The sequence below is a fragment of the Thiothrix subterranea genome (assembly GCF_016772315.1).
Taxonomy (GTDB): domain Bacteria; phylum Pseudomonadota; class Gammaproteobacteria; order Thiotrichales; family Thiotrichaceae; genus Thiothrix; species Thiothrix subterranea.
In genome coordinates this window covers 854,064-879,277 of record NZ_CP053482.1, presented here as the reverse complement: position 1 = coordinate 879,277, position 25,214 = coordinate 854,064, and the positions used below count along the sequence as shown (strand labels likewise).

The following is a 25,214-nucleotide window of genomic DNA, read 5'->3' as shown; positions in this document are numbered from 1 at the left end:
GGTTACTGTGCCGTTGGCGCAGTCGCTGGCGCTGCGGGTGAAGCCGGTGCGGGCGCTGCTGTCGGTGGTGGCGCATTGGCGGGTTCAAACACGCTGAAATCGGCGGGAACACTGAAATCAGCATCGACCAGCGCGTCTTTTGCCAAGCCACTCAGTTCACTGCGCGGGCCTTCTGGCAGGGCTTGAATGCGCAAGGCTAAACCGTCACGGTGCAAGCTGGCGGAACCTTCGGTCGGCGGAGTCATGCCTTGGGCTTTCGCGGATTCAACCGCAATGCCATCCATGTATTCAAACATGCTGACGAGCATTTTGTGGTCAGCCGCATCCATGCTTGCAGGGCTGGCAATGCACACGTCGCGCACGGGTTTGTCTTCCATTTTGACGGTGGAAATCGTGCATTCCATGCCTTGAATGGTTTCTTTGCGCTCGGTTTTTTCCATTTTGATGGCAGGCGGGGGCGCTTTCATGGCGGCTTCGCTTTGCTGAATGCGCGCTTCAAGGGCTTTGCGCTGGTCTTCCGGCATGGAAGCCATTTGCTTTTTCATGTCTTCTTTGAATTGATTCTGCATTTCGACCACTTTGGTCATGCGAGCGCGGATTTTATCCGGGTTGGTTTCAATGAATTGTTTGGTCTTGGTATTGACGGTGTACAGCATTTTTTTGCTGTCATCATACAACGAATACACGTCACTGCCGACTTCGCCCATGCGCACTTTGTCGCCATTGATTTGAATCACGGTTTGGCGTTCTTGCGGGGCAAAGCCCGTGTCCGTGTAGGTCAATTTGGTGTCGGCGTGAGCAAGGCCGCTGATGCTAACGGAGAGAGCAGTCATCAGGCAAAGTGACAGGGAATTAAGGTGCATTTTCGACTCCAGGTTTTTCTGAGCAATCAAGCAGCGCTTGAAGCTGCGCTAACGGTAAACTTTCATGGCAACGAACTGTTACACAAGGTTCATTATCCTGCAATGGTTTGTAGTGGGTTAATTGTTGCTGCAACACCGCAATATCGGCATCGGAAGCATCCGTGCCGAGGTGTTGGCGTTGGGTGATATTGGCTTGCAATTGTGCGGGTGTGCCGCTGAAATGCAGAATTAAAAATCCCACGTGTAATTCTTGCGCTAAACGTTGGAAGCGTTGGCGTTGCGCAATATCTAAGAACGTGGCATCGACCACCACCGCGTAACCGTGCTGTAGCGCCAGTGTTGCCAGTTCTGCAAGCCGGTCATAGGTGCGCGTATTCATGGCGGGGTTGTAAATACCTTCGGTGGGCAGGGCGGCGAGGCGTTTGCGTTCCACATCCGAACGTAATTGGATGTAACCCCATTGTTCCACCAGCGGGCGGCAACCCCACGATTTGCCCGAACCGCTCAAGCCGTGCGTAATCAGCAAAGCAGGTTGACGCGCATGGGTGTAGCGCTCTGCCAAGTGCAAATAATCGGTGCAATGTTGCAAACATTCCGTGCGGGTAGCCGCGTCTTGCACCTGACTGAGGCGTAGCGCATGGACTTTGGCACGTACCAGCGCCCGATACACTTTGTAAAAATTGAGCACAGGCAGCGCAGCATAATCACCACTCGCGCTTAGCCAAGCATTGAGCAAACGGTTAGCCCAAGCGGGTTTGCCCCGGTCTTCCAAATCCATGAGTAGGAAGGCGGTATCACTGGCAGTGTCAATCCAACGTAACGCTTCGTTGAATTCAATGCCGTCGAAAAACGTGATTTTGCCGTCAATCAGGGCTATATTCCTCAAATGTAAATCGCCATGACAGGCACGAATATGCCCCGTTTGCTGACGTTGCAGTAAGCTGGCATGGCAGCGGGAATATTCCTGTTGCGTCCAGGTTTCCAGTACACTCAGGCGCGTTGTAAGCGTTGGATCATGCAAATGCTGGCGCAATAGGACGAAATTTTGTTGCATCGGCGCGAGAATGCTGTCCGGTGTCCCCCACGGGCTGGCGCTTGGCGCACGTTCTGCTTGCTGATGAAATTGTGTCAGACGGGTGGCGATTTCATCCATGTCATCTATTGGCAGATGGTCAGCGGCTAACAGTTTGTCTAATTGTTGCGCGGGGTCGAATTGGCGCATTTTGACCGCATATTCAACCACAGTCGCGTCGGGTGTGGCGGTTGAACCCAGTTGGTAGGTGTTGCCTATTTGCACGATAGGTACGACTTCCAAGTAAATTTGTGGCGCTAGACGGCGATTGAGGCGGATTTCTTCCTCACAATAATGTTGCCGATCAGCCAGTTGCGAAAAGTCGAGGAAGCCGAAATTAACCGGCTTTTTTACCTTATAAGCGAACGCGCCTGTCAGGAAAATGGTCGATATATGGGTGTGAATTACGTGTATATTGTGCGTTATATGGGGGTAGAATGCGGGGTTGCGCATCGCCTCCCACAGAGCGTCGGATGTGTGTAAGAACATGCCATGTCTCTGTATATGACCCGAAAAGATAAGCATAGCAGGAAAACAGTTTGAGTCAGGAAGTAAAACAGGAATCGGCATTACGGCGTTTCTTCAATGGGCTATGGTTTGCCATCACGCTGTTTGGGCGGGTGTTCCGTATCCTGCTGTTGGTTGCTTTGGTGTTAGGTTTGTTGCTGGGGATTGTGTATACCTTAGAACTGGATGATAAGGTGCGTGAGCAGTTTGAAGGGCGGCGTTGGGAATTGCCCGCACGGGTGTTCGCCCGCCCTTTGGATCTTTACGAAGGCCAGCAGCTATTCGCGGATCATTTGGAACAAGAACTCAAGTTACTCAACTACCGTTCTGTCGATAAGCCGATCGAAACCGGGCAATACCATCGCAACGGCAGCAAGTTTGTGGTGAATACCCGTGGTTTCCAGTTTGCCGATGATAAAGAGCCAGCGCGGAGTATCAATGTCAATGTTGCCAGCGGTAAAGTGTCAACACTGGCGTATGCCGACGGCAAAAATCCCTTGGATTTAATGCGTTTAGAGCCAGTATTGATCGGTAATTTCTACCCGCGTCAAAATGAAGACCGGGTATTAGTGCGCCAGCAAGATGTACCACCGTTACTGATTTCCGGTTTGGTAGCGGTGGAGGACAAAAAGTTTTACGAGCACCAAGGCGTTAACCCCATGGCGATTGGGCGGGCATTGGTGGCGAACGTTAAAGCAGGGCATACCGTGCAAGGCGGCAGCACTTTAACGCAACAGTTGGTAAAAAACTTCTACCTCACCAATGAACGCAGTTGGCATCGCAAGCTTAAAGAGGCAACGATGGCCTTCTTGCTGGAAATGCGTTACACCAAACAAGACATTATGGAAGCCTACCTGAATGAAATTCATCTGGGGCAAGATGGCGACCGCGCGATTCACGGTTTTGGATTGGCGGCACAGTTTTACTTCAATCGCCCGGTGTGGGAGTTGAAACCCGATCAGATCGCGCTCTTGATTGGTTTGGCGAAAGGCGCGGGCTATTACGACCCACGCTTGCACCCTGATCGGGCATTAACCCGGCGCAATTTGGTGTTGCAGGTGATGCTCAATGAAAAAGCCATTACCCCCGCTATCTATGCCGACGCATTGGAACAGCCGTTGGGCGTGAGCGAGAAAAAACCGTCGGGCAATAGCCCATTCCCGGCTTACTTGGATTTGGTGCGCCAGCAATTGCAGCGCGATTACAAAGAAGAGGACGTGCGTAGCCAAGGCTTGATGATTTTCACGGCGATGGATCCGATTGTGCAATTGACCGCAGAAACCATTCTGCAAAACCGGGTTGGGCGTTTGGAGCGTGCCGAGCGCATTCCCAAAGGTAAATTGAATGGCGCATTGATCATCAGCAGTGTGCAAGGCGGTGAAGTCATGGCCTTGGTGGGCAGCCGTGATGTGCGCTATGCCGGTTATAACCGTGCGTTGACGGCGCAACGTCAAATCGGTTCACTGGTCAAGCCCGCGATTTATTTGGCAGCGTTGGGGAATCCCAAAAAATACAATCTTGCCACCCGCCTTAGCGATGGCCCGGTGACGGTGAAATTGGGCGCGAAAAAATTCTGGCAACCGCAAAACTATGACCGTTCCAATATGGGCGCGGTGACATTGTTGAAAGCGATTACGCTGTCCCGCAATACCCCTGCGGTGCGCGTCGGTGTCGGCGTGGGTTTGGATAATATTGTGCAAACCTTGCACGATTTGGGCATTGCGGGCGAGATTCCGGCTTACCCCTCGATTTTGCTGGGGGCGTTGGAAATGGCACCGATTGATGTCCAGCAAATGTACCAAACGTTGGCATCGGGGGGTTCGTATTCGCCGTTGAAAGCGATTCGTAGCGTCATGAATCCGCGTGGGCAAGTATTGACCCGCTACCCGCTGACGGTGAAACAAGTTGCCAGCCCCGAAGCCGCCGATTTGCTGGCGTATGCCCTGCACCGCGTGACGGTCGAGGGAACCGCTAAAGAGTTGGCATCGACACTGCCCAGTTGGAAAAAAGTAGCGGGTAAAACCGGCACGACCAACGATAAAAAAGACAGTTGGTTCGCCGGATTTTCTGGGCAACACGTGGTGACGGTATGGGTCGGGCGTGATGACAATAAACCCACCAATATGACCGGCGGCACGGGTGCACTGAAAGTGTGGTCGGATTTATTCAAAGTGTTGCCGACGAAGCCGCTTCAGGTCGCCAGTTCTTCGCGTTTGGTCTGGGTTGATGTTGACCAGTCTACCGGGCTGCGGTTTAATCCGGCCTGCGGTAAAGCCATCCGTACCCCGTTCATTAAGGGCACGCAACCGCAGCAAACCAGTTATTGTGCACCACCCAAGCCAGTCGAACCTGTTGCGCCTGCGACCGTCCCCGGTTCCGCACCCGCTGCGCCTGCCGCAGCACCGGCTAAGCAGCCATCGGATCGTTCTGGCTGGATTGATGATTTGATGCGATGAGAGTAATCATGACCCTGAATCCCCGTTATTTTGTCGGTATCCCTGTTGTCTTAGCAGGCTTATTGTCGGCCTGTTCCCCGAACCCCATGGTCTTGCAAGACCGGGTATCTGCGGTGCGCCCGGTGGTTGTGCCGCCGCGTGTGTCAACACCCGCGCCCGCCATAAAACCTGAACTTAACAGCAGCAGCGAAGTGGTCATTCCTAAAAAACCTGTGGCGTCCGTTGCACCCAAGCCAAAACCGGTCGCGCCAGTCGTGCCAACCGAAGTGATTAGTGCTGCACCGCCTGTCCCCGAACCTGTTGAAGTGTTAACGCCTAAAGCTTACCCAAGCTCTCCGGCGGTCAAAGCCTTAATGAAAACGGCGGATGCCGAAGCCACGGGTGGTAATCTTGACAGAGCGGCGGATACGCTAGAGCGTGCCTTGCGCATTGAGTCTGACAACCCCGATATATGGTTGAAGCTGGCAAAAATTAATGAGCGCCAAGGCAACCGTGAACAAGCCGCCAATATGCTCAGCAAAGCCAAAACCTATCAGGAGCAGCTCAATTAGCACGTCTGACCAGTCCCCGCTGCCGTTGGAACAGGGTGATTTGCTGGGTGAGTCTGGCCCGTTTGCACAATGGATTGACGGCTTTCAAGCCCGTCCGCAACAACAAGCCATGTTGCAGGCGGTGCAAACTGCCCTGAAAACGCAAGGCACAGCGGTGATTGAAGCGGGGACGGGGGTTGGCAAAACTTTTGCTTACCTTGCACCCGCTCTATTGTGTGATGAGCGGGTGATCATTTCCACGGGCAGTAAAACCCTGCAAGATCAGCTTTATCACAAAGATTTGCCCTTGGTGCGCAAAGCGCTGAAAAGTGCGGTTAAAACGGCTTTGCTCAAAGGGCGTGCTAATTACTTGTGTTCCCACCGCTTGAAAACCACGCTCGATGAAGGCCGTTTGCCGGATCGTAAAAGTGTGACTTGGTTGCATCGGATTCGTGATTGGTCGGAATTGACCAGTCAAGGTGATATTGCCGAGCTATCCGCCGTGCCACACGATGCGGAAATCTGGGGGCGGGTGACATCCACCACCGAAAATTGCTTAGGGGCGGAATGCGGTGATTATCAAGAGTGCTTTGTGGTGAAAGCACGGCGGGCAGCGCAGGAAGCGGACATTGTGGTGGTCAATCATCACTTGTTTTTCGCGGATATGGCGCTCAAAGAAGAAGGTTTTGGCGAATTGCTGCCACTGGCGAATGTGGTGGTGTTGGATGAAGCGCATCAATTGCCAGAAATCGCCTCGGCATTTTTCAGCGACACGTTTAGCAGCCGCCAGTTATACGATTGGAAACGCGATACGCTGGTGGAAGCGTTGGAAAATGCTTCCGATATGCCGCAAATCCGTGAATTTCTGGATCGGCTGGAAAAAGCAGTGATGGATTTGCGCTTGGCAATGGATACGCCGGGGCAACGAGCGCCGTGGATTCGGATTAGCACGCAACCCGGCATTGTCCAACAAATGGAAACGCTTGAAACCTGCATGACCGATTTGGCAGCATTGCTGGAACACGCCGCTGAACGCAGCAAAGGCTTGCAGTCGTGCTACGAACGTTTGTTGGAACAGCAAGCGCGGCTGGCACGGCTACACGCACCCGCGCCGGATACGGTGCAATGGTTTGAAACGTTCACCCGTGGCTTCGTGATTACCACCACGCCGTTGGATGTCGCCGTTCCCTTTAAAAAGTGCATGGCGGAATTGCCCTGTAGTTGGGTAATGACGTCCGCAACCTTGGCGGTCGGGCAGTCATTTGAGCATTTTAATCAGCGCATGGGGCTGGATACTGCCACCACCTTGCAATTGGATAGCCCGTTTGATTATTGGCATAACTCCTTGCTGTATTTGCCGCCTAGCTTGCCAGAACCGCAAGATGCTGATTTTGTGTCGGCCTTGGTGGAGGCGGCGATTCCGGTGATTAAAGCCTGTGGCGGGCGCACGTTTATGTTGTTTACCAGTTATCGGGCATTGAATGAGGCGGCGGAATTGCTGCAAGACCGTTTTGAGTATCCGTTGTTGATTCAAGGCGAATCACCGCAGCGCGATATGATCGAGCGTTTTCGGGAATTGGGCAATGCGGTGTTGCTGGGTACGGCGAGTTTCTGGGAAGGCGTGGATGTGCGTGGCGAAGCCTTGAGTTGCGTGATTATTGATAAGCTGCCATTTGCAGCGCCCAACGATCCGGTGACGGAAGCGCGGCTGGATAGCATCCGCAAGCGCGGCGGCAATCCGTTTGGTGAATACCAGATTCCGCAGGCGGTGATTACCTTGAAGCAAGGGGTCGGGCGGCTGATTCGGGATCAGCAGGATCGCGGGGTGCTGATGATTTGCGATATTCGCTTGCGTACCCGCAGTTATGGCAAAATTTTCCTCGATAGCTTGCCGCGTATGCCGCGCACCCAAAAATTAGACATTGTTGAACGGTTCTTTGCCGGGAATTTGCATGAAATTACTAGCCCTTGATACCTCGACTGAAGCTTGTTCTGCCGCTGTGTATGCGGATGGTGCAACTTTTTGCGAATTTGAATTGACCCCACGAGCGCACACGCACAAAATTTTGCCGATGGTGGAAAGCGTGCTGGCGGCGGCGGGCTTGCGTTTGACGGAGGTGGATGCGCTGGCGGTCGGGTGTGGCCCCGGCGCATTTACGGGGATTCGGATTGGCGTGGGTGTGGCGCAAGGCTTGGCAATGGCGGCGGATAAGCCGGTGATTGCCTTGTCTACCTTGGCGGCATTGGCGCAGCAGGCATACCTGCAACACGGCGCAACGCAGGTATTGGTGGCGTTGGATGCGCGGATGAGCGAGGTGTATTGGGGACAATATGCCTTGCAGGATGGGCTGATGCACTTGCAGGGTGTCGAGCAAGTGTGCGCTCCGGCGGATGCGCCAGTGCCGGAAACGGCAGGCTGGTTTGCGATTGGACACGGTTGGTCAGCCTACCCGGAAGCGTTGCAAGCACGGTTTGGCGACAAACTGAGCGGTGTGGATGCGGAATCGTTACCGGCTGCTGAATTCATGTTGCCGTTAGCCGTGGCTGGTTGGCAAGCGGGCAGGGCAGCCGCGCCAGAAGCAGCGCAGCCGGTTTATTTGCGGAATAAGATTGCGTTGACCACGCAAGAACGCTTGGCAGGAAAGTCTTAGCGTTTGTCCTGAAATGATTTTCTGAAGAGGGCGACCCGCCGGTCGCCCCTACCAAAAGAATCACCGTAGGGGCGACCGGCGGGTCGCCCTCTTCATCCATGGCAATTTTTTAACGGTTTGGTGCAAGCGTCTTGACCCACAACGCTGTGCTACCCGCAACGCCCACCGGCATCGCAAAGAAATTCACCACAGGAATCGCTGTCATCAACGATAGCATCCAGCCAAATCCCAACGCTTCGCCGCGATTTTTCTTCAACGCCACCAATTCATCTTTGAAAAACAGGTTGTGGTTGCCCATTGGGTAGTCGGCGTATTCAATCGCCAGCATCCATGCGCCAAACAGCGTCCATGCCACGGGTGCAATGATATTGACGCCCGGAATCACCGTGATGATCAGCAGTAAAATTAACCATTTACCCATGTACCACAGCTTGCCAAGTTCACTGCGGAAGGTGCGCACAATCAGCGCAGGTAGGCTTTTATAGCCCTCGAATTCGGGGACGGGTTGCCCGTTGAGACGCGCTTCGACCCGTTCGGCAAGTACTGAATTGAACGGTGCGGCAAGAATATTGGCGATTAGCGAGAATACGTAAAACACCACGAAGAAAATCAGCACGGCGAAAATCGGCCAGAGTAGCCATTCCAACCAAGTTAACCAGCTCGGCAACAGACGTGTCATCCAGTAATCAAGTTGCGTGGTTGCCAGCCAAATACCGCCGGAAAAGATCACAATGTTGATCAGTAGTGGCACAACCACAAACGGACGGATGCCCTGTTGCGTAATGAGTGATAGCCCGCTAAACACGTAGCCGAAGCCTTTGAACAATCCCGTTATCATTGTGTATTCCCTGTTCTCGATAGTGATGGTGTGGCTATACTGTAGCGCATTTAGCGAACCGTTTTAAGTTAAGGAGTTTTAACCATGCAACCCTTTATGCAAGCGATGAATTTCCGCCATGCCTGTAAGAAGTTCGATCCGACTCGTCAGATTTCAGCGGATGAGTTCCAGCAGATTTTGGAATGTGGGCGTTTGTCGCCGTCGTCTTTCGGCATGGAACACTGGCATTTCCTGGTAGTGCAAACGCCAGCATTGCGCGAACAGTTGCGGGAAGTTTGCTGGAATCAGCCGCAAATTACCGAGAGCAGCCATGTGGTGGTGATTTTGGCGAAAACTGCGGCGGTTGAGCCATACAGTGCGTATGTGCAGCGTTTGTTCGGGCGGCGTGGTTTGCCAGCCGAGGCGGAGCAGGCGTATTTGGAACGGTATGCGGCGCACAATGACAGCGAAATCAAACCGTATCTGAATACGTTTGCGTGGAGTTCCAAGCAGTGCTATATCGCGCTGGCGAATATGATGACGGGGGCAGCGAGTATGGGGATTGATTCTTGCCCGATTGAAGGCTTCTCGAAACCGGGGGTGGAAGCGTTGTTGGGAGTGGATACTAGCCAGTATGGGGCAGCCGTGGTGGTGGCATTCGGTTATCGTGCAGGTGAACAGCCAGCGAAGTTGCGTCAGCCGTTGGCTGATTTGGTGGAATACCGTTGAGCTTAGCGTCGTGAACTATACTCAAGACGGAGGTTTGCCATGCATGAAATGTCTCTCTGCGAAAGCGTGCTGCAAGTGCTAGAAACCGAAGCACAACGCCAGCAATTCAGCCGCGTCAAGACGGTATGGCTAGAAATTGGTGTCATGTCGGGCGTAGAAATTGAGGCTATGCGCTTTTGTTTTGACGTAATCGTGCGCAACACGCTTGCCGATGGCGCTACACTGGAGATTATTGAAGTCCCCGCTGAGGCATGGTGTTTGGAATGTGCGCAAACCGTTAGCATCCAGCAGCGTTACGATGCTTGCCCACACTGCGGCAGTTTCCAGCTACAAGTCATTCGCGGGGAAGAAATGCGCATTAAAGAACTGGAGGTAGCGTGATGTGTACAGTATGTGGTTGCGGAACAGACTCGGTGGAGCATTCCTTGATTCGTGGGCATAGTCATAGCCACGCAGCGGGCTTGAGCAGTGCGCGGATGGTGCAAATCGAGCAGGATATTCTTGGCAAAAATAATCAGTATGCGGCGCAAAACCGTCAGTGGTTGGCTGAACGTGGCATTCTGGCGCTCAATTTGGTATCCAGCCCCGGTTCGGGCAAAACCACTTTGCTGACCGAAACCCTGACCCGCTTGCAGGGCAACGTGCCAATGGCGGTGATCGAAGGCGACCAGCAAACCAGCAATGACGCTGACCGCATCCGTGCCACAGGGGTTCCCGCGCTGCAAATCAACACCGGCAAAGGCTGTCACTTGGATGCGCACATGGTTGGGCACGCGCTCGAATCGTTACCCATCGCCAACGGTGGCATTCTATTCATCGAAAATGTTGGCAATTTGGTTTGTCCCGCAGCGTTCGATTTGGGCGAGGCACACAAGGTGGTGATCCTCTCCGTTACCGAAGGCGAAGACAAGCCGATCAAATACCCCGACATGTTCCACGCGGCGGATTTGATGATTCTTAACAAAATCGACTTGCTGCCGTACCTGACTTTTGATGTCGCAAAATGTGAAGAATACGCCCGCCGGGTTAACCCCACTATCCAGATTTTGCACGTTTCTGCTACCAGCGGCGCGGGAATAGAGGGCTGGATCGACTGGTTAATTTGTGCCAAACCGCCAATTCAAGCATAATCTTTGCGCGGATTGAGGTGTGCTTTAACACTCTCCGTTTACGAAACAATCAATGTTAATAAGGAGAATAGATCATGGCAGAATGGCGTAAAGTGGCTAAAGGCTTCGTACTGGCTGACGGTCATATCAGCATTAAAGAAGTCGATATGCTGCGCGAACTGGTGCTGAAAGACGGCTCGGTGAGCAAAAGCGAGCTGGATTTCCTGAAAGAAATCAAAGCAGAAGCCAAAACAGCGGTGAAAGTTCTGGATGATTTGATCACTGAATGCGAAGCGATGGTCGGCAAATAAGCCAACCGCGCATCTCGGATGGATAAAGACGGCGGCGCAAGCGATTGTGCCGCCGTTTTTTTATGTCCGGCGCACTGACCTGCTACAATCCAAGCATTACAACTGCAATAAGGAGTTCCTATGCAAGCCTCACTGGTACTGACTGTTCTTGGCTCTGACCGCGCTGGTCTGGTCAAATCCCTTGCCGAAGCCGTTACCGCCCATCACGGCAACTGGCAGGAAAGCCGCATGGTTCACCTTGCCGGACAATTTGCCGGTCTTGCTCACGTCACCCTGCCGCAAGAACACGTTGCTGATCTGAAACAAGCTCTGCAAGCTTTGCAAAACGCTGGCTTGCAAATCTTGGTCACGCACAGCGAAGCTACCGCGCAGCGCAATATCACGCCGTTGACCTTGGAGCTGCTCGGTCACGACCGCCCCGGCATTATCCACGACATTACCCGCCAACTCGCCGCCTTGAATGTTAATATCGAAGAGTTAGAAAGTGAACAACGCGCTGCGCCCATGTCGAGCGAGCTGATGTTCTACGCCCATCTCAAACTGGGTTTGCCGGATGGCGTGACGGCGGACGATGTGCAAGGCGCGTTTGAAGCGATGCCTGATCCGCTGACAGTAGACCTCAATTTTAGTTAAGCAAGGAGAACAGCATGTGCCTCGGCATCCCCGGACAAATTACCGAACTGGTTGACCTTGAATTCCTCGTTGCCAAAGTTGACATCGGCGGGGTGAAACGCGATGTCATTATCACTTGCGTGGTCGATGACGAACACCCGGCAGAAAGCTGCATCGGCGATTGGGTATTGGTACACGCAGGTTTCGCGATGAGCCGGTTGGATGAGGAGGAAGCCGCACGCACGCTGGCTTTGCTGGCAGAATTGGGCGATATGCAGGCGGAGATGGAGATAATGCGGCAAGTCGGGGCTTCCGCATGAAATACATGGATGAATTCCGCGACCCTGCTACCGCCAAGAAATTGGTGGCGGAAATCCACAAGTTGGCTTCGACTTCGCTCAGCCAACGGGAGCCACTGCAAATCATGGAGTTCTGCGGTGGGCATACGCATACCTTGTTCAAATACGGCATTGAGTCGATGTTGCCGGACAATATTGAAATGGTGCATGGCCCCGGTTGCCCGGTGTGTGTGTTGCCGATGGCGCGGGTGGATGATTGTGTGGCAATTGCCGAACAGCCCGGCGTGATTTTCACCACCTTTGGTGATGCGATGCGTGTCCCCGGGACGCGCAAAAGCCTGCTGCAAGCCAAAGCCGATGGTTGCGATGTGCGCATGGTGTATTCGCCGATGGATGCGTTGGCAATTGCCCGCAAAAATCCTGAGCGCGAGGTGGTGTTTTTTGCGTTGGGGTTTGAAACCACCATGCCCAGTACCGCATTGACGCTATTGCAAGCGCACCGTGAAGGGCTGCAAAACTTTTCGCTGTTTTGTAATCACATCACCACGCCTGCGACAATGCGGGCGATTCTCACCGACCCCGATCTGCGGCTGGATGGTTTCCTCGCACCCGGTCACGTCAGCATGGTGATCGGCGCACACCCCTATGATTTCGTGACCCGCGATTACCACAAGCCGCTGGTGATTACCGGCTTTGAACCGCTGGATATTTTGCAAGCCTTGTGGATGCTGGTGAAACAGTTTGCCGAAGGGCGTTGTGAGGTCGAAAATCAATATGCGCGGATTGTACCTGAAGCGGGCAATGTCGCGGGCTTGAAAGCCATTGCCGAGGTTTACGAAACGCGGGAACACAGCGAGTTTCGCGGCTTGGGGAATATTGGCGATGCGGGTATCCAGATTCGGGAGGCGTATGCGGCTTACGATGCGGAGAAGAAGCTTGGTTTGCCCTTCGACTTCGCTCAGGGCGCGGTTGGGTACGATCCCGAACACCTGAAGTGTGCCGATGTGTTGCGTGGGGTGATGAAACCGTGGGAATGCCCAGCGTTTGCCAAGACGTGCAATCCGCAGAATCCGTTAGGGGCGTTGATGGTGTCGCCGGAAGGTTCGTGCGCGGCGTATTATGCGTATGGCAAATTGGCGAAACGTAAGGAAACGGTATGAATCTTAGTGGCACGATTGCGTTGGCGCATGGTAGTGGCGGGCGAGTGATGCATCAGTTGGTGGATGAGCTTATCCGTAGCACTTTCAGCAATCCGTTATTGGAAGAGGGTGAGGATCAGGCACGTATTCCGTTGGCAGAGCTGGTTGTGCAAGGCGACCGCCTAGCCTTCACCACCGACTCCTACGTTGTCACCCCGCTAGAGTTCCCCGGTGGCAATATCGGCACACTCGCCATCAACGGTACGGTCAACGATTTGGCAGTCGGGGGCGCAAAGCCGCTGTACTTGAGTTGCGGTTTCATCATTGAGGAAGGCTTACCGCTGGAAACCTTCGCTCGCATATTGCAATCCATGCGCTTGGCAGCAGACGAGGCAGGCGTGCAAATCGTCACGGGCGATACCAAAGTGGTGCAACGTGGCGGGGCGGATAAGCTGTTTATCAATACCGCTGGCGTGGGCGTGATTCCAGCAGGTTTCAACCCGTCCGCTGGCGGTGCGCAAGTGGGTGATGTGGTCATCGTTAACGGCTGGCTGGGCGATCATGGCGCAGCAATCCTGAATGCGCGGGGCGATTTGGCGTTGGAGGCGGATATTGAATCCGATTGCGCCCCGTTGAATGCCTTGGTGGAGGCGATGTTTGCGGCTTGTCCCGACATCCATTGCTTGCGTGATGCAACCCGTGGCGGGTTGGCGACGGTGCTCAATGAATTTGCAGAACGTTCCGGCGTGGATATGGTGCTGAAGGAAGATACCTTGCCTATTCGTACCCCGGTGCGTGGCATGTGCGAAATTCTGGGGCTAGACCCATTGTATTTGGCGAATGAAGGCAAACTGGTTGCTGTTGTTCCGGCAGCGGCAGCGCAAGCGGTGTTGGCGGCGATGCAACGCATTCCCGAAGGTTATCATGCTTGCATTATCGGCGAGGTGGTGGAAGGCGACGGGCATGTGATCTTGCAAACCGCTTTCGGTGGGGAACGGATTGTTGATATGCTGCCGGGAGAGCAGTTACCGCGCATTTGCTGAACCCCATCGGAGTCTGGATGAAAACCAAAAAAGCCGCCTACGGCAAACCCCAACGCCTAATATTCCCCGCCGCTGAAGCCGAAAACAAATGGCTGGGTTACGCCTTCGACGCTTATTACCGCGCGGATGTCGGTGTCGCCAAAGGCATCCAGCAAGAAGAGCGTAACGGGCGCAAACTCGCCTGTGCCAAAGGCTGTTCCAATTGTTGCAAGAGCCACACCACCATCCCGATTTTTCCGCTGGAGTTGCTGGGGCTGTATTGGTATGTTACTAAAATCATGCCTCCTGAGACACGTACCCGTTTGAAGCCGCAACTGGCTAATCATGTGGCGGGGCAGCCTTGCCCGTTTTTGCTGGAGGGGGCGTGTAGCGTGCACCCAATGCGTCCGCTGGCGTGCCGCCATTTCAATGTGTTTGGCAAAACGTGTGCGGAAGGCGAAGATGCTTTTTTCACGCGCCGTGAGGATGTGTTGACCCCGCTCAAGTTCCATCAGGATGCGGCGTATGAGGCGATGCTGCCGTTTCATGGCATGGTAACACCGGAGCAGAAACAAGCAGCGATGCAGCATGGTTACGTGCAACAACAGGCGCGAGTTTTGCAGGAAATAGACTGGGCGCATTTAGCCGCACGGCTTGAGTCATAAGGGATGAGTGCGTGCCGTATTCGTATTACTGGCTTGGTACAAGGTGTCGGTTTTCGCCCGAATGTTTGGCGCTTGGCGCAGGCGGGTGGCATCGCCGGAACAGTGCGCAATGACAGCAGCGGCGTGTTGATCGAGGCATGGGGCAGTGAATCGGCACTGGCTGATTTCCAACAGCAATTGCATACCGACGTTCCACCGTTGGCACGGCTTGATGGTATTCACATCACGGTACTGGATGCCGATTGTCCACCTCCCGATTTCCGCATTATTGCCAGTGAATCCGGCGAGATTCACACCGGCATTGTCGCGGATGCGTCGATGTGTCCCGCTTGCCGTGCGGATATTTTTGATGCCAGCAATCGCCGTTACCGTTACCGTTACCCGTTTACCAATTGCACCCATTGTGGGCCACGTTTGAGCATTGTGCGCACCATTCCGTATGACCGTGCGAATACCAGCATGGCGGGATTTGCGCAATGTCCCGACTGTTTACGCGAATACACTGATCCCGCTGACCGCCGTTTCCATGCACAACCAAATGCTTGTCCCACTTGTGGCCCTAATGTGTGGCTGGAAGACATGGCGGGGCATGGAATTGAACCAACTGCTGCGGAACGTGATTGCATCGACACTGCCAGCCGTTTGCTGCGCGAAGGCCACATTATCGCGCTAATGGGGTTGGGGGGCGTGCACCTTGTCTGCGATGCAATGAATGAAATCAGTGTTGCTGAGCTTCGCCGTCGTAAGCGCCGTTATCAGAAACCGTTGGCGTTGATGGCACGGGATATAGACGTAATTCGCCAGTATTGCTATATGAGCGAGGCAGAAGCGGCGTTATTGCACAGCAAACATGCGCCGATTGTGTTGCTAGAACGCAGGATGGGAGGAGAAATCCCTACCATCGGTTTCATGCTCCCCTACACCCCTCTCCACGCCCTGCTACTCGACACCTGGAACACGCCGCTGATCATGACCAGTGCCAATCTCAGCGAAGAACCACAATGCATCACCATCGCCGAAACCCGTCAGCGAATGCAGGGCATCGCCGATTACCTGCTATTACACAATCGCCCCATCGTAAACCGCGTCGATGATTCCGTTGCACGGATTCTTGCAGGCAAACCGCGCCTATTGCGCCGTGCGCGTGGCTATGCACCCGAACCCCTCACTTTGCCAGCAGGCTTTGCGAATGCGCCGCCGCTCCTCGCTATGGGGGGCGAACTCAAAAACACGTTTGCACTGCTACGCGATGGGCAAGCCATTCTTTCACAACACTTAGGCGACCTCGAAGATGCGCGTACTGGGCGTGAATATACCCACACCTTGCGGCTCTACCGCGACCTATTCCAGCATCAACCGCAAGCCATTGTTGTCGATAAACACCCCGGCTACCGCTCCACTCAACTGGGGCAGCAATGGGCGCGGGAACAGGGCTTACCACTGATTGAAGTGCAACACCACCACGCCCATGTTGCGGCTTGCATGGCAGAAAATGGCTGGTCGGTGGAGGGCGGCAAAGTACTAGGAATTGTGCTGGATGGGCTGGGCTATGGCGATGATGGCACACTCTGGGGCGGCGAATTTTTGCTGGCAGATTACAGCGGCTATGAGCGGGTAGGGCATTTCAAACCCGTTGCCATGCCCGGTGGTACGCAAGCCATTTTGCAACCTTGGCGCAATACTTGGGTGCATTTGCAAGCGCTTGACTGGGCAGAAGTTAGCACCTGTTTTACCGAGCTGGAACTGATTCAATACCTGCAACAACAACCGTTGGCAACGCTGGAAACCATGTTAACGCGGGGGCTGAATTCCCCGTTGAGCAGTTCTTGTGGGCGGTTGTTTGATGCGGTGGCAGCAGCATTGAATTGCAGCCGCGACGGCATTAGCTACGAAGGGCAAGCGGCGCTTGAACTTGAAGTGCTTACGCCCGCGTGTTTGCTCAATATCGTGCCTGCTTATACCTTTGGTCTGGAAAAGAATGCGGCGGGTTGTTGGGAAATCGATCCTGCACCGCTGTGGTTTGAATTGCTCAAAGACCTGCAAACTGGCTATTGCCGCGAGGCGATTGCCGCACAATTCCATCAAGGTTTGATTCACATTATTAGCGAGTTGGCACAATGTTTGTGGGTGGAATACCCGGAGATTCAAGCTGTCGCCTTGTCGGGTGGCGTGTTTCAAAATGCCATTCTGTTTAACGGCATCAGCCAACGCCTGCAAGGGCTTGGGCAACAGGTACTTACCCACCAACACGTACCCACTAATGACGGTGGCATTGCCTTGGGTCAGGCAGTGATTGGCGCAATGCGTCAGAAGCAGGCATACTATGCCCCCTGAACCCCATTGCTGCCTGAGGAATTGCATGTTTGCGCGAATCCGTGAAGACATTTACTGCATCTTTGACCGTGACCCGGCTGCCCGCAATGTATTTGAAATCGTCACCACTTACCCCGGTTTGCACGCAGTTTTCATTCACCACGTCAGCCATTGGTTATGGCAACGTGGCTTCAAATGGTTAGCGCGGGTATTGTCGAATGTAGCGCGTTTGTTTACCGGCGTGGAAATTCACCCCGGCGCAACCATTGGGCGGCGCTTTTTCATCGACCACGGCATGGGTGTGGTCATCGGCGAAACGGCGGAAATTGGCGATGATTGCACCCTTTACCACGGCGTCACTTTAGGCGGCACAAGTTGGCAAAAAGGCAAACGCCATCCCACGCTTGGCAATGATGTGGTCATCGGCGCAGGTGCAAAAATTCTTGGTCCGATCACGTTAGCCAACGGTGCGCGGGTCGGCTCTAACGCGGTGGTGGTGAAAGACGTGCCAGCAGGTGCAACCGTAACCGGCATTCCGGGGCGTATCGTGACGCCGCGTAAGCAGCAAGAAAAACGCCGCGAGGAAATTGCGCAGAAACTCGGTTTTGATGCCTATGGTGCTACTCAAGATATGCCCGATCCGGTCGCGAATGCTGTCAATCGCGTACTCGACCACATTCATCTCATGGATGAGCGCATGGATAAGCTATGCGAAGAAGTGCATCGTCTTGGCGGGCAGTTGGAAATGGTGCCATTGCCGGTGTTAAAAACGGAAGGTTTCGGTGGTATGGAGGGTAGTAGTGAACACTCTGCCAAAAGAGATACCGAAAACCTTAATTCTTGACTAGTTTTGTCGGGTATTGGTAGGATGCACTTAGCTTGAATGGAGAGCATCAATATGAAACTGACTACCAAGGGTCGCTATGCAGTGACAGCCATGCTGGATTTGGCCTTGCACAATGGGGAACAGCCAGTATCGCTGGCGGAGATCTCTGAACGGCAGGATATATCACTTTCCTATTTGGAACAACTGTTTGCCAAATTGCGTAAAGCCGGGCTGGTGGTCAGTATGCGTGGCCCCGGTGGTGGCTACCAACTGAATGGCGCTGCCGCTGACATTGTGATTGCTGACATTATCAGCGCCGTCGATGAAAACGTTGATGCCACTCGCTGCGGCGGTTTAGGCGATTGCCAAGACAATAAGCGTTGCCTGACCCACGATTTGTGGATGGACTTGAGTAACCAAATCCGCGTCTTCCTGTCAGAGATTACCCTTGCTGACATGACCGCTAGAATGGAAGTTCAAGAAACCGCCGCGCGTCAGCATAATAAACGTATTGATTTTATCCAATCACATTCCCATTAATGCTAGTGCAGGATGAGCCCCATGAGTGAAATGAAAATGCCCATTTACTTCGATTACGCCGCAACGACTCCCGTTGACCCGCGTGTTGCCGAAAGAATGATGCAATACTTGACCCCTACCGGCATGTTCGGCAACCCTGCATCCAAAAGCCATGCGTTTGGTTGGGCAGCCGAAGAAGCGGTAGAGCAAGCACGCCATGATGTCGCCGCGCTGTTGAATGCGGATGCCAAAGAAATTGTCTGGACGAGCGGTGCAACCGAAGCCAACAATCTGGCAATCAAAGGTGCAGCACATTTCAATGAGCGGCGCGGTAAACACATTATTACTTGTAAAACTGAGCACAAAGCGGTGCTGGATACGTGCCGCCAATTGGAACGCGAAGGTTTTGAAGTCACTTATCTTGATCCAGAACCGAATGGTTTGATTGATTTGGATAAGTTCAAAGCGGCATTGCGTGAAGACACCACCGTGGTTTCCATTATGCACGTGAATAATGAAACTGGCGTGATTCAGGACATCGGTGCAATTGGTGAATTGTGCCGCGCTAATAAAACGGTATTCCACGTTGATGCGTCGCAAAGCGCTGGCAAAGTGCCGATTGATATGGAAACCCTGAAAGTGGATATGATGAGCTTTTCGGCTCACAAGATTTACGGCCCAAAAGGTATTGGTGCGTTGTATGTACGTCGCAAGCCGCGTGTGCGTATCGAAGCGCAAATGCACGGTGGCGGTCATGAGCGTGGAATGCGCTCCGGCACACTGCCTACGCACCAAATCGTGGGTATGGGTGAGGCTTTCCGTATCGCTAGGCTGGAGATGGATACTGAAAGAGACCGTATTCTGATGTTGCGCAATCGCTTGTACGATGGTCTAAAAGACATTGAAGAGGTGTACGTGAACGGTGATTTGGAACACCGAGTTGCTGGGATTCTGAACATCAGCTTTAACTATGTCGAAGGCGAAAGTTTGATGATGTCATTGAAAGATTTGGCGATGTCTTCCGGTTCAGCGTGTACCAGTGCCAGTCTCGAACCCAGTTATGTGTTGCGTGCTTTGGGGCGTAGTGATGAATTGGCACACAGTTCCTTACGTTTGTCGATGGGGCGATTCAGCACCGTCGAAGACGTGGATTACGCTATCGGACGTATTCGCACAGCGGTCGAAAAACTGCGTGAACTTTCTCCATTGTGGGAAATGTTCCAAGAAGGCATCGACATTAGTAAGGTCGAATGGGTTTCGCATTAAGATTTCTACGAGGTATAGATCATGGCATACGGTGAAAAGGTCATTGACCATTACGAAAATCCCCGCAACGTGGGCAGTTTCAACAAGGCAGATGTGAATATCGGTACGGGCATGGTCGGCGCTCCGGCGTGCGGCGACGTCATGAAGCTGCAAATCAAGGTAAACGATCAAGGCATTATTGAAGATGCGAAGTTCAAAACCTACGGTTGCGGTTCGGCGATTGCGTCTTCCAGCTTGCTGACCGAATGGGTCAAAGGCAAAACCTTGGAAGAAGCCAAGCTGATCAAGAACACGGATATTGCGGCTGAATTGGATTTACCCCCGGTGAAAATTCACTGCTCGGTATTGGCAGAAGACGCGATTCGTACCGCGATTGAAGACTACCAAAAGAAACAGCAAGAACAAGTAGGTGCATAAGATGATTACCTTGACTGAATCCGCTGCTACCCGCGTTAACAAGTTCATTGCCAACCGTGGCAAGGGCTTGGGTTTGCGCTTGGGAGTGAAAACTAACGGTTGCTCCGGCATGGCTTACGTCATGGAGTTCGTGGATGATCTGCAAGCAGAAGATACCGTGTTTGAAAGTCTGGGTGTCAAGGTAATTGTTGATCCAAAAGCCTTGGTGTACTTGGATGGTACCGAGGTCGATTATGCCCGCGAAGGCTTGAACGAAGGCTTCAAATTCACCAACCCCAACGAGAAAGCGCGTTGTGGTTGTGGTGAGAGTTTCACGGTCTAATGGCAATGTCAGCGCTGCAACAGGATTATTTCGCCCTGTTCGGTTTGCCGCCGCAATTTGAGGTCGATAGCGCGGTGTTAAGCCAGCGTTTTCGCGAATTGCAATCCCAATACCATCCTGATCGGTTTGCCAGCGGCAGCGATCAGGAGCGGCGCTTGGCAATGCAAATTACCTCGTTGTTAAATGAAGCACATGACACATTGCGGCAACCGCGTCTGCGGGCGCGTTATTTGCTGGTGCTGGCAGGCGTAGTCATTAACGATGAACGCGATACCTCTTCCGACCCTGAGTTCCTAATGGAACAGATGGAATTGCGCGAGGCGATTGAAGACGCTGAAACGGCAGAAGAGCCGTTTGAAGTGCTGGATGCGTTAGCCACGCAAGTGCGCCAAGCCATGCACGATTTGGAAGGCGATTTCACCTCAGCATGGGCGCAGCAACACTTGCCTGCCGCCAAAGATGCTATGCTCAAAATGCGCTTTTTCGAGCGCCTGCTGGAAGACATTCGCCAGCGTGAAGAACGTCTTGAAGAAAGCTTCTAGGATTAACCATGGCATTACTGCAAATTTCCGAACCCGGCATGTCCACGACCGCGCATCAGCATCGGCTGGCGGCGGGCATTGATCTTGGGACAACCAATTCATTAGTCGCCACCGTGCGCAGCGGGCAAGCGGATACGTTGGCGGATGCGCAGGGGCGGCATTTATTGCCTTCCGTGGTGCGTTATCAAGCCGATGTTGCGCCGCTGGTTGGGTACGACGCCAAAGCCGCGATTAGCCAAGACCCTTACAACACCATTGCTTCCGCTAAACGCCTGATGGGGCGCGGGGTGGAGGATGTGACACAGCTTGGCGGACATTTGCCGTACCACTTTGTGAGTGGTGAATCGACTGTGCCGCGCATTCATACCGTGGGCGGTGATGTGTCTTCGGTGGAAGTGTCGGCGGAAATTTTGCGCGTCCTCAAGCAACGGGCGGAAGTGACTTTATGTGGTGATTTGACCGGCGTGGTGATTACCGTTCCGGCGTATTTCGATGATGCGCAACGTCAAGCCACCCGTGATGCCGCGACGTTGGCAGGTTTGAATGTTTACCGCTTATTGAATGAGCCAACCGCCGCAGCCGTTGCCTATGGTTTGGATCAGGATGCGGAAGGCGTGATCGCGGTCTACGATTTGGGCGGCGGCACGTTTGACATTTCGATTTTGCGTTTGCATAAGGGCGTGTTTGAAGTGTTGGCAACGGGTGGTGATTCGGCACTCGGTGGCGATGATTTCGATCATGTGATTGCGGAATGGTTGTTGCAAGCCTCTGGTTTGCAAGGCAGTGCCGAGCAAACCGTGTTGCGCGGTGCGTTGGTGGTAGCGCGTGATGCCAAAGAAGCGTTGACGACGGCAGAAACCACAGCGGTGACGTTAGGCGAGTGGCAGGGCGAATTCACGCGCAGCCAGATGAATGACTTAATTGCGCCCTTGATTAAAAAGACCTTGATGGCGTGCCGTCGTACTTTGCGTGATGCGAATCTGAGTAAGGACGAGGTTAAAGATGTGGTCATGGTCGGTGGTTCGACCCGTGTATTGGCGGTGCGCGAACAAGTCAGCGAGTTTTTCGGTAAGCCGCCTTTGGTGAATATCGACCCTGATCGGGTGGTGGCGCTTGGGGCGGCGATTCAAGCCGATATATTGGCGGGCAATAAACCCGATTCCGATATGCTGCTGCTGGACGTGATTCCCTTGTCCTTGGGGCTGGAAACCATGGGCGGTTTGGTGGAAAAAGTGATTCCGCGCAACACCACCATTCCCGTGGCTCGTGCTCAGGAGTTCACCACGTTCAAGGATGGGCAAACGGCGATGTCCATCCATGTGCTGCAAGGCGAACGGGATACTGTCGAAGCTTGCCGCTCGCTGGCGCGTTTTTCATTGCGCGGTATTCCGCCAATGGTGGCGGGCGCGGCGCGTATCCGTGTGACTTTTCAAGTGGATGCGGACGGTTTGTTGAATGTGACCGCGCAAGAGCAAACCACCGGCATTACATCGGGTGTCGAGGTGAAGCCGTCCTACGGTTTGAGCGATACCGAAATCGAAACCATGTTGCGTGATTCCATGACGTATGCCCGTGATGATATGGAAGCGCGGCGATTGCGTGAACAACAAGTGGAAGCAGACCGCGCCATCGAAGCGCTGGATGCTGCCTTACAAGCCGATGGCGAGGTATTGCTGAGTGCTGTCGAGCGTGAGCATATTCTCGGTTTCCGGGTGAAATTAGTAGAGCTGCGCCCCAGCAGTGATTACCAAGCGATTGAAGCCGGAATCAAGGCGTTGGAAAAAGCCGCTGAAACCTATGTAGAGCGCCGTATGAATGCCAGTATTCGCGCCGCGATGACCGGCCACCGGGTTGACGAATTCAAAGGATAACACCATGCCAAAACTGATTTTTTTACCACACGAAGACATTTGCCCAGAAGGTGCGGTGTTGGATGTCGAAACAGGGACGACCATTTGTGATGCGGCGTTGGCGCATGGTATTGCCATCGAACACGCTTGTGAGAAATCGTGTGCGTGTACCACTTGCCACGTCTATATCCGTGAGGGTTTCGATTCATTGGCAGATGCGACTGATTTGGAAGAAGATTATTTGGATAAGGCGTGGGGTGTAGACCCGGATTCACGCTTGAGTTGCCAAGCGAAAGTCGCTGCTGAAGATTTGGTGATCGAAATTCCCAAATATACCATCAATATGGTGTCTGAAAATCATTAAGGGGAGTAGGAAGTGGACGAACTTAAATGGACGGATACCTTGGAAATTGCTATCCAGTTGAACGACGCGCACCCTGATGTTGATCCGCGTTATATTCGCTTTACTGATTTACATGCGTGGGTGCAGGCATTGGAAGGGTTTAACGATAACCCGGAAAAATCCAATGAAAAGATTCTAGAAGCGATTCAAATGGCGTGGATTGAAGAAGCGGAGTAAGTGAATGTGGCTTGTTGTTGCTCACAACAAGCCATCTGTTGGAATTCAACCGCCGTTTTGTGTGCGGCTTGTTTGATCGGCTGAAGCCAGTTTGCGCAAGTCTGCAAGGTCACGCACCATTGTAGTCGCCACACTTTTGAAAGTTTGCATTTCTTCCGCAGTCATAATGCCGACTTGCGGGAGTTCTACTGCCATTGGGTTTTGTTGCTCACCATTGACCCGGAACTCGTAATGCACATGATTGCCGGTGGACGTGCCCGTTGAGCCAACATACCCAATCACATCACCGCGTTTAACGCTTTGCCCTGATTTTAAGTCTTCTTTGAAAGCTGACATGTGTCCGTACAGGGTCGTGATGCCATTAATATGGCTCAATTCAATGACATTGCCGTAGCCACCTTGTCGACCAATGGATTTGACGCTGCCGTCGGCGGTGGCATAAATCGGTGTGCCACGGGGCGCAGCGAAATCTGTACCGGCATGGTTTTTACGTAAGCCAAAAACAGGGTGGCGACGCATTCCAAAACCAGAACTCAGGCGTCCGTCTGTCAGCGGCTTGCGGTCAAAGGCTGGACGTTTCAGCTCAGTATCACCATCGGGGCGGAAGTAGTCGGTTCTGCCTTCACCCAACGTGAAACGTACTCGCTGATAGGATTTTTTCGCGGTGGCGTATTCTGCTGCCAACACTTTATCGGTGTAGATACTTTCGCCTTGGTAACGGAAATCTTCAAAAATAACGCCAATTTTATCGCCCGCTTTGATGCCTTTCTTGAAATCCACATCTTTCTGGAAGACTTGACTGAGTTGACGAATGACCGACTTGCTCAAGCCTGCGGCTTTGCCATCTTTTTGTATGGAATGTTTGACCGTGAAAGCGATTTTGGCATTGCGTGTTTCCAATGCATTGCTTTCCCATTTACCGACGTAGCCGTCATCCGTCACGGAAACGATGTAAATTTCGGCGTTGTTTTTGGCATAAATGAGCTGTTGTAAGCTATCATCAACCACTTGGGTGAAGAGGCGAGCATCCGCTTTCAGATTGCCGAGTGCTTGCTTGATAGTGGTATTTTCCAGCAGTTTTTGTGATGTTTTGGTGAGTTCGAGTCTGCCTAAAATGGATTCTAAAGTGTCATCCGTTTCTACGGTATGTGCCGACCAGTTACCTTGCGTGGCATCTGGCAAGATGTCGACGGCGTATCCTGAGAAAGATTCAACCGCAACTGCCGGTAAGTTTAGATCCTTGACGATTTGCGCAGGGGATGTGCTATCCAGTAATGGCTCTGTCAGATGAATGATTTTGCCGTCTTCAGTGCTGCTGATCATTGAGTAAACAGGTACATTACCCAGCGTGGCAAGGCCACAGGCAAGTAATAATGAGCGAGTCGCAAGGTAGCGCAGCGGCTTTTTCGTAGAAAGGGGCGGTGTAGCAAGAGTACGCGGTTTGGCTGGTACTTTTGGCTTCGCGCTGTTTTTGGGTGGCGCTACCCTAATGTTGACCGGGGCAGGTTTTAGAAGGCTTTCCAACAGTTTAGATGGAGTCTTTATTGACCCAGATTTATGATCCGCAGGAATATAACATCCGGGGAAATCAAAGCCTTTCATAGTCTCGTCCCAGCTTTTTTTGGGTTGTGACTTTCGTGTAAACGATGACAAGGGTTTTCACTCCATACTTGTTATCAAATGGTGTGTTTCTGTATGTTTTTCATACAAAAACCTGCAAGTGAAGCAGAGGTTAGCGAGTATGTACTGAATCATTCCTGAACTCAATAGAGGTTGACTCACCACGCTTATCAGCCA

At 53.0% G+C, this 25,214-nt stretch carries 27 protein-coding genes; 23 read left to right on the top strand and 4 right to left on the bottom strand.

Annotated elements, in window-relative coordinates:
* Positions 1-2: 2 nt before the first annotated feature.
* The gene (locus tag HMY34_RS04175) at positions 3-863 is read right to left on the bottom strand and encodes a hypothetical protein (RefSeq protein WP_202718049.1); all 861 of its coding nucleotides are present in this window, start codon (positions 861-863) and stop codon (positions 3-5) included.
* On the bottom strand, positions 853-2,424 hold the full coding sequence (locus HMY34_RS04170) for a bifunctional aminoglycoside phosphotransferase/ATP-binding protein (RefSeq protein WP_202718048.1): 1,572 nt from the start codon (positions 2,422-2,424) through the stop codon (positions 853-855). Before HMY34_RS04170 ends, HMY34_RS04175 begins: the two co-directional genes overlap by 11 nt.
* A gap of 50 nt (positions 2,425-2,474) precedes the next feature.
* Here HMY34_RS04170 and mrcB point away from each other — a divergent pair, with 50 nt between their 5' ends.
* Genes mrcB through tsaB form a run of 4 tightly spaced genes read left to right on the top strand, consistent with a single transcriptional unit; the run spans position 2,475 to position 8,079 of the window.
* Positions 2,475-4,898, top strand: a complete 2,424-nt coding sequence (gene mrcB / locus HMY34_RS04165) for a penicillin-binding protein 1B (protein ID WP_202718047.1) — start codon at positions 2,475-2,477, stop codon at positions 4,896-4,898.
* 8 nt (positions 4,899-4,906) lie between these two features.
* Positions 4,907-5,449: a tetratricopeptide repeat protein gene (locus HMY34_RS04160; RefSeq protein WP_202718046.1), complete on the top strand. Its 543-nt coding sequence runs from the start codon at positions 4,907-4,909 to the stop codon at positions 5,447-5,449.
* Between the two features lie 25 nt (positions 5,450-5,474).
* Positions 5,475-7,400 carry a DNA repair helicase YoaA gene (gene yoaA, locus HMY34_RS04155; RefSeq protein WP_228287976.1) on the top strand — a complete coding sequence of 642 codons (1,926 nt, stop codon included), beginning with the start codon at positions 5,475-5,477 and terminating at the stop codon, positions 7,398-7,400.
* Positions 7,381-8,079 carry a tRNA (adenosine(37)-N6)-threonylcarbamoyltransferase complex dimerization subunit type 1 TsaB gene (gene tsaB / locus HMY34_RS04150; protein WP_202718044.1) on the top strand — a complete coding sequence of 233 codons (699 nt, stop codon included), beginning with the start codon at positions 7,381-7,383 and terminating at the stop codon, positions 8,077-8,079. Before yoaA ends, tsaB begins: the two co-directional genes overlap by 20 nt.
* 109 nt (positions 8,080-8,188) lie before the next feature.
* Here tsaB and cysZ read toward each other — a convergent pair whose 3' ends face one another.
* Entirely contained in the window at positions 8,189-8,917 is a 729-nt protein-coding gene (gene cysZ / locus HMY34_RS04145; protein ID WP_202718043.1) for a sulfate transporter CysZ, read from the bottom strand.
* A gap of 84 nt (positions 8,918-9,001) precedes the next feature.
* On the opposite strand from cysZ, the gene HMY34_RS04140 reads away from it, so the two are divergent.
* The 19 genes from HMY34_RS04140 (at position 9,002) to iscX (ending at position 23,417) form a co-directional block, all read left to right on the top strand.
* Positions 9,002-9,625, top strand: coding sequence for an NAD(P)H-dependent oxidoreductase (locus HMY34_RS04140; protein ID WP_202718042.1), 624 nt, complete (start codon positions 9,002-9,004; stop codon positions 9,623-9,625).
* 39 nt (positions 9,626-9,664) lie between these two features.
* On the top strand, positions 9,665-10,006 hold the full coding sequence (gene hypA, locus HMY34_RS04135) for a hydrogenase maturation nickel metallochaperone HypA (protein WP_202718041.1): 342 nt from the start codon (positions 9,665-9,667) through the stop codon (positions 10,004-10,006).
* A complete protein-coding gene (hypB, locus tag HMY34_RS04130; RefSeq protein WP_202718040.1) occupies positions 10,006-10,755 on the top strand; it encodes a hydrogenase nickel incorporation protein HypB in 750 nt (249 codons plus the stop codon). The genes hypA and hypB overlap by 1 nt, the downstream gene beginning before the upstream one ends.
* 74 nt (positions 10,756-10,829) lie before the next feature.
* Complete coding sequence (locus tag HMY34_RS04125; RefSeq protein WP_202718039.1) at positions 10,830-11,045, top strand: hypothetical protein; 216 nt, start codon at positions 10,830-10,832, stop codon at positions 11,043-11,045.
* Positions 11,046-11,165: 120 nt separating this feature from the next.
* Complete coding sequence (locus HMY34_RS04120) at positions 11,166-11,678, top strand: glycine cleavage system transcriptional repressor (protein ID WP_202718038.1); 513 nt, start codon at positions 11,166-11,168, stop codon at positions 11,676-11,678.
* Between the two features lie 14 nt (positions 11,679-11,692).
* Positions 11,693-11,977, top strand: coding sequence for a HypC/HybG/HupF family hydrogenase formation chaperone (locus tag HMY34_RS04115; protein ID WP_202718037.1), 285 nt, complete (start codon positions 11,693-11,695; stop codon positions 11,975-11,977).
* A complete protein-coding gene (gene hypD / locus HMY34_RS04110) occupies positions 11,974-13,116 on the top strand; it encodes a hydrogenase formation protein HypD (protein WP_202718036.1) in 1,143 nt (380 codons plus the stop codon). The genes HMY34_RS04115 and hypD overlap by 4 nt, the downstream gene beginning before the upstream one ends.
* Positions 13,113-14,138 carry a hydrogenase expression/formation protein HypE gene (hypE, locus tag HMY34_RS04105; RefSeq protein ID WP_202718035.1) on the top strand — a complete coding sequence of 342 codons (1,026 nt, stop codon included), beginning with the start codon at positions 13,113-13,115 and terminating at the stop codon, positions 14,136-14,138. Before hypD ends, hypE begins: the two co-directional genes overlap by 4 nt.
* A 17-nt stretch (positions 14,139-14,155) precedes the next feature.
* On the top strand, positions 14,156-14,782 hold the full coding sequence (locus HMY34_RS04100) for a YkgJ family cysteine cluster protein (RefSeq protein WP_202718034.1): 627 nt from the start codon (positions 14,156-14,158) through the stop codon (positions 14,780-14,782).
* Positions 14,783-14,785: 3 nt separating this feature from the next.
* A complete protein-coding gene (hypF, locus tag HMY34_RS04095; protein ID WP_202718033.1) occupies positions 14,786-17,116 on the top strand; it encodes a carbamoyltransferase HypF in 2,331 nt (776 codons plus the stop codon).
* 25 nt (positions 17,117-17,141) lie between these two features.
* The gene (cysE, locus tag HMY34_RS04090; RefSeq protein WP_202718032.1) at positions 17,142-17,939 is read left to right on the top strand and encodes a serine O-acetyltransferase; all 798 of its coding nucleotides are present in this window, start codon (positions 17,142-17,144) and stop codon (positions 17,937-17,939) included.
* A 54-nt stretch (positions 17,940-17,993) separates the two neighbouring features.
* Entirely contained in the window at positions 17,994-18,461 is a 468-nt protein-coding gene (gene iscR, locus HMY34_RS04085) for a Fe-S cluster assembly transcriptional regulator IscR (protein WP_202718031.1), read from the top strand.
* A gap of 21 nt (positions 18,462-18,482) precedes the next feature.
* A complete protein-coding gene (locus tag HMY34_RS04080; RefSeq protein ID WP_443080464.1) occupies positions 18,483-19,706 on the top strand; it encodes an IscS subfamily cysteine desulfurase in 1,224 nt (407 codons plus the stop codon).
* 21 nt (positions 19,707-19,727) lie between these two features.
* The gene (gene iscU, locus HMY34_RS04075; RefSeq protein WP_202718030.1) at positions 19,728-20,123 is read left to right on the top strand and encodes a Fe-S cluster assembly scaffold IscU; all 396 of its coding nucleotides are present in this window, start codon (positions 19,728-19,730) and stop codon (positions 20,121-20,123) included.
* Between the two features lies 1 nt (position 20,124).
* On the top strand, positions 20,125-20,445 hold the full coding sequence (gene iscA, locus HMY34_RS04070; RefSeq protein ID WP_202718029.1) for an iron-sulfur cluster assembly protein IscA: 321 nt from the start codon (positions 20,125-20,127) through the stop codon (positions 20,443-20,445).
* Positions 20,445-20,987: a Fe-S protein assembly co-chaperone HscB gene (gene hscB, locus HMY34_RS04065; protein ID WP_202718028.1), complete on the top strand. Its 543-nt coding sequence runs from the start codon at positions 20,445-20,447 to the stop codon at positions 20,985-20,987. Before iscA ends, hscB begins: the two co-directional genes overlap by 1 nt.
* A gap of 8 nt (positions 20,988-20,995) precedes the next feature.
* On the top strand, positions 20,996-22,858 hold the full coding sequence (hscA, locus tag HMY34_RS04060) for a Fe-S protein assembly chaperone HscA (protein ID WP_202718027.1): 1,863 nt from the start codon (positions 20,996-20,998) through the stop codon (positions 22,856-22,858).
* A gap of 4 nt (positions 22,859-22,862) precedes the next feature.
* On the top strand, positions 22,863-23,201 hold the full coding sequence (gene fdx, locus HMY34_RS04055; RefSeq protein ID WP_202718026.1) for an ISC system 2Fe-2S type ferredoxin: 339 nt from the start codon (positions 22,863-22,865) through the stop codon (positions 23,199-23,201).
* A 12-nt stretch (positions 23,202-23,213) separates the two neighbouring features.
* On the top strand, positions 23,214-23,417 hold the full coding sequence (iscX, locus tag HMY34_RS04050) for a Fe-S cluster assembly protein IscX (RefSeq protein WP_202718025.1): 204 nt from the start codon (positions 23,214-23,216) through the stop codon (positions 23,415-23,417).
* Positions 23,418-23,462: 45 nt separating this feature from the next.
* Here iscX and HMY34_RS04045 read toward each other — a convergent pair whose 3' ends face one another.
* A complete protein-coding gene (locus HMY34_RS04045) occupies positions 23,463-24,740 on the bottom strand; it encodes a M23 family metallopeptidase (protein ID WP_202718024.1) in 1,278 nt (425 codons plus the stop codon).
* Between the last annotated feature and the right edge of the window lie 474 nt (positions 24,741-25,214).

Coding starts and splice junctions, on each gene's coding strand:
- HMY34_RS04175 (WP_202718049.1), bottom strand. CDS start 863: ATGCACCTTAATTCCCTGTCACTTTGCCTGATGACTGCTCTCTCCGTT.
- HMY34_RS04170 (WP_202718048.1), bottom strand. CDS start 2,424: ATGTTCTTACACACATCCGACGCTCTGTGGGAGGCGATGCGCAACCCC.
- HMY34_RS04160 (WP_202718046.1), top strand. CDS start 4,907: ATGACCCTGAATCCCCGTTATTTTGTCGGTATCCCTGTTGTCTTAGCA.
- tsaB (WP_202718044.1), top strand. CDS start 7,381: ATGAAATTACTAGCCCTTGATACCTCGACTGAAGCTTGTTCTGCCGCT.
- cysZ (WP_202718043.1), bottom strand. CDS start 8,917: ATGATAACGGGATTGTTCAAAGGCTTCGGCTACGTGTTTAGCGGGCTA.
- HMY34_RS04140 (WP_202718042.1), top strand. CDS start 9,002: ATGCAACCCTTTATGCAAGCGATGAATTTCCGCCATGCCTGTAAGAAG.
- hypA (WP_202718041.1), top strand. CDS start 9,665: ATGCATGAAATGTCTCTCTGCGAAAGCGTGCTGCAAGTGCTAGAAACC.
- hypB (WP_202718040.1), top strand. CDS start 10,006: ATGTGTACAGTATGTGGTTGCGGAACAGACTCGGTGGAGCATTCCTTG.
- HMY34_RS04125 (WP_202718039.1), top strand. CDS start 10,830: ATGGCAGAATGGCGTAAAGTGGCTAAAGGCTTCGTACTGGCTGACGGT.
- HMY34_RS04120 (WP_202718038.1), top strand. CDS start 11,166: ATGCAAGCCTCACTGGTACTGACTGTTCTTGGCTCTGACCGCGCTGGT.
- HMY34_RS04115 (WP_202718037.1), top strand. CDS start 11,693: ATGTGCCTCGGCATCCCCGGACAAATTACCGAACTGGTTGACCTTGAA.
- hypD (WP_202718036.1), top strand. CDS start 11,974: ATGAAATACATGGATGAATTCCGCGACCCTGCTACCGCCAAGAAATTG.
- hypE (WP_202718035.1), top strand. CDS start 13,113: ATGAATCTTAGTGGCACGATTGCGTTGGCGCATGGTAGTGGCGGGCGA.
- HMY34_RS04100 (WP_202718034.1), top strand. CDS start 14,156: ATGAAAACCAAAAAAGCCGCCTACGGCAAACCCCAACGCCTAATATTC.
- hypF (WP_202718033.1), top strand. CDS start 14,786: ATGAGTGCGTGCCGTATTCGTATTACTGGCTTGGTACAAGGTGTCGGT.
- cysE (WP_202718032.1), top strand. CDS start 17,142: ATGTTTGCGCGAATCCGTGAAGACATTTACTGCATCTTTGACCGTGAC.
- iscR (WP_202718031.1), top strand. CDS start 17,994: ATGAAACTGACTACCAAGGGTCGCTATGCAGTGACAGCCATGCTGGAT.
- HMY34_RS04080 (WP_443080464.1), top strand. CDS start 18,483: ATGAGTGAAATGAAAATGCCCATTTACTTCGATTACGCCGCAACGACT.
- iscU (WP_202718030.1), top strand. CDS start 19,728: ATGGCATACGGTGAAAAGGTCATTGACCATTACGAAAATCCCCGCAAC.
- iscA (WP_202718029.1), top strand. CDS start 20,125: ATGATTACCTTGACTGAATCCGCTGCTACCCGCGTTAACAAGTTCATT.
- hscB (WP_202718028.1), top strand. CDS start 20,445: ATGGCAATGTCAGCGCTGCAACAGGATTATTTCGCCCTGTTCGGTTTG.
- hscA (WP_202718027.1), top strand. CDS start 20,996: ATGGCATTACTGCAAATTTCCGAACCCGGCATGTCCACGACCGCGCAT.
- fdx (WP_202718026.1), top strand. CDS start 22,863: ATGCCAAAACTGATTTTTTTACCACACGAAGACATTTGCCCAGAAGGT.
- HMY34_RS04045 (WP_202718024.1), bottom strand. CDS start 24,740: ATGATCAGCAGCACTGAAGACGGCAAAATCATTCATCTGACAGAGCCA.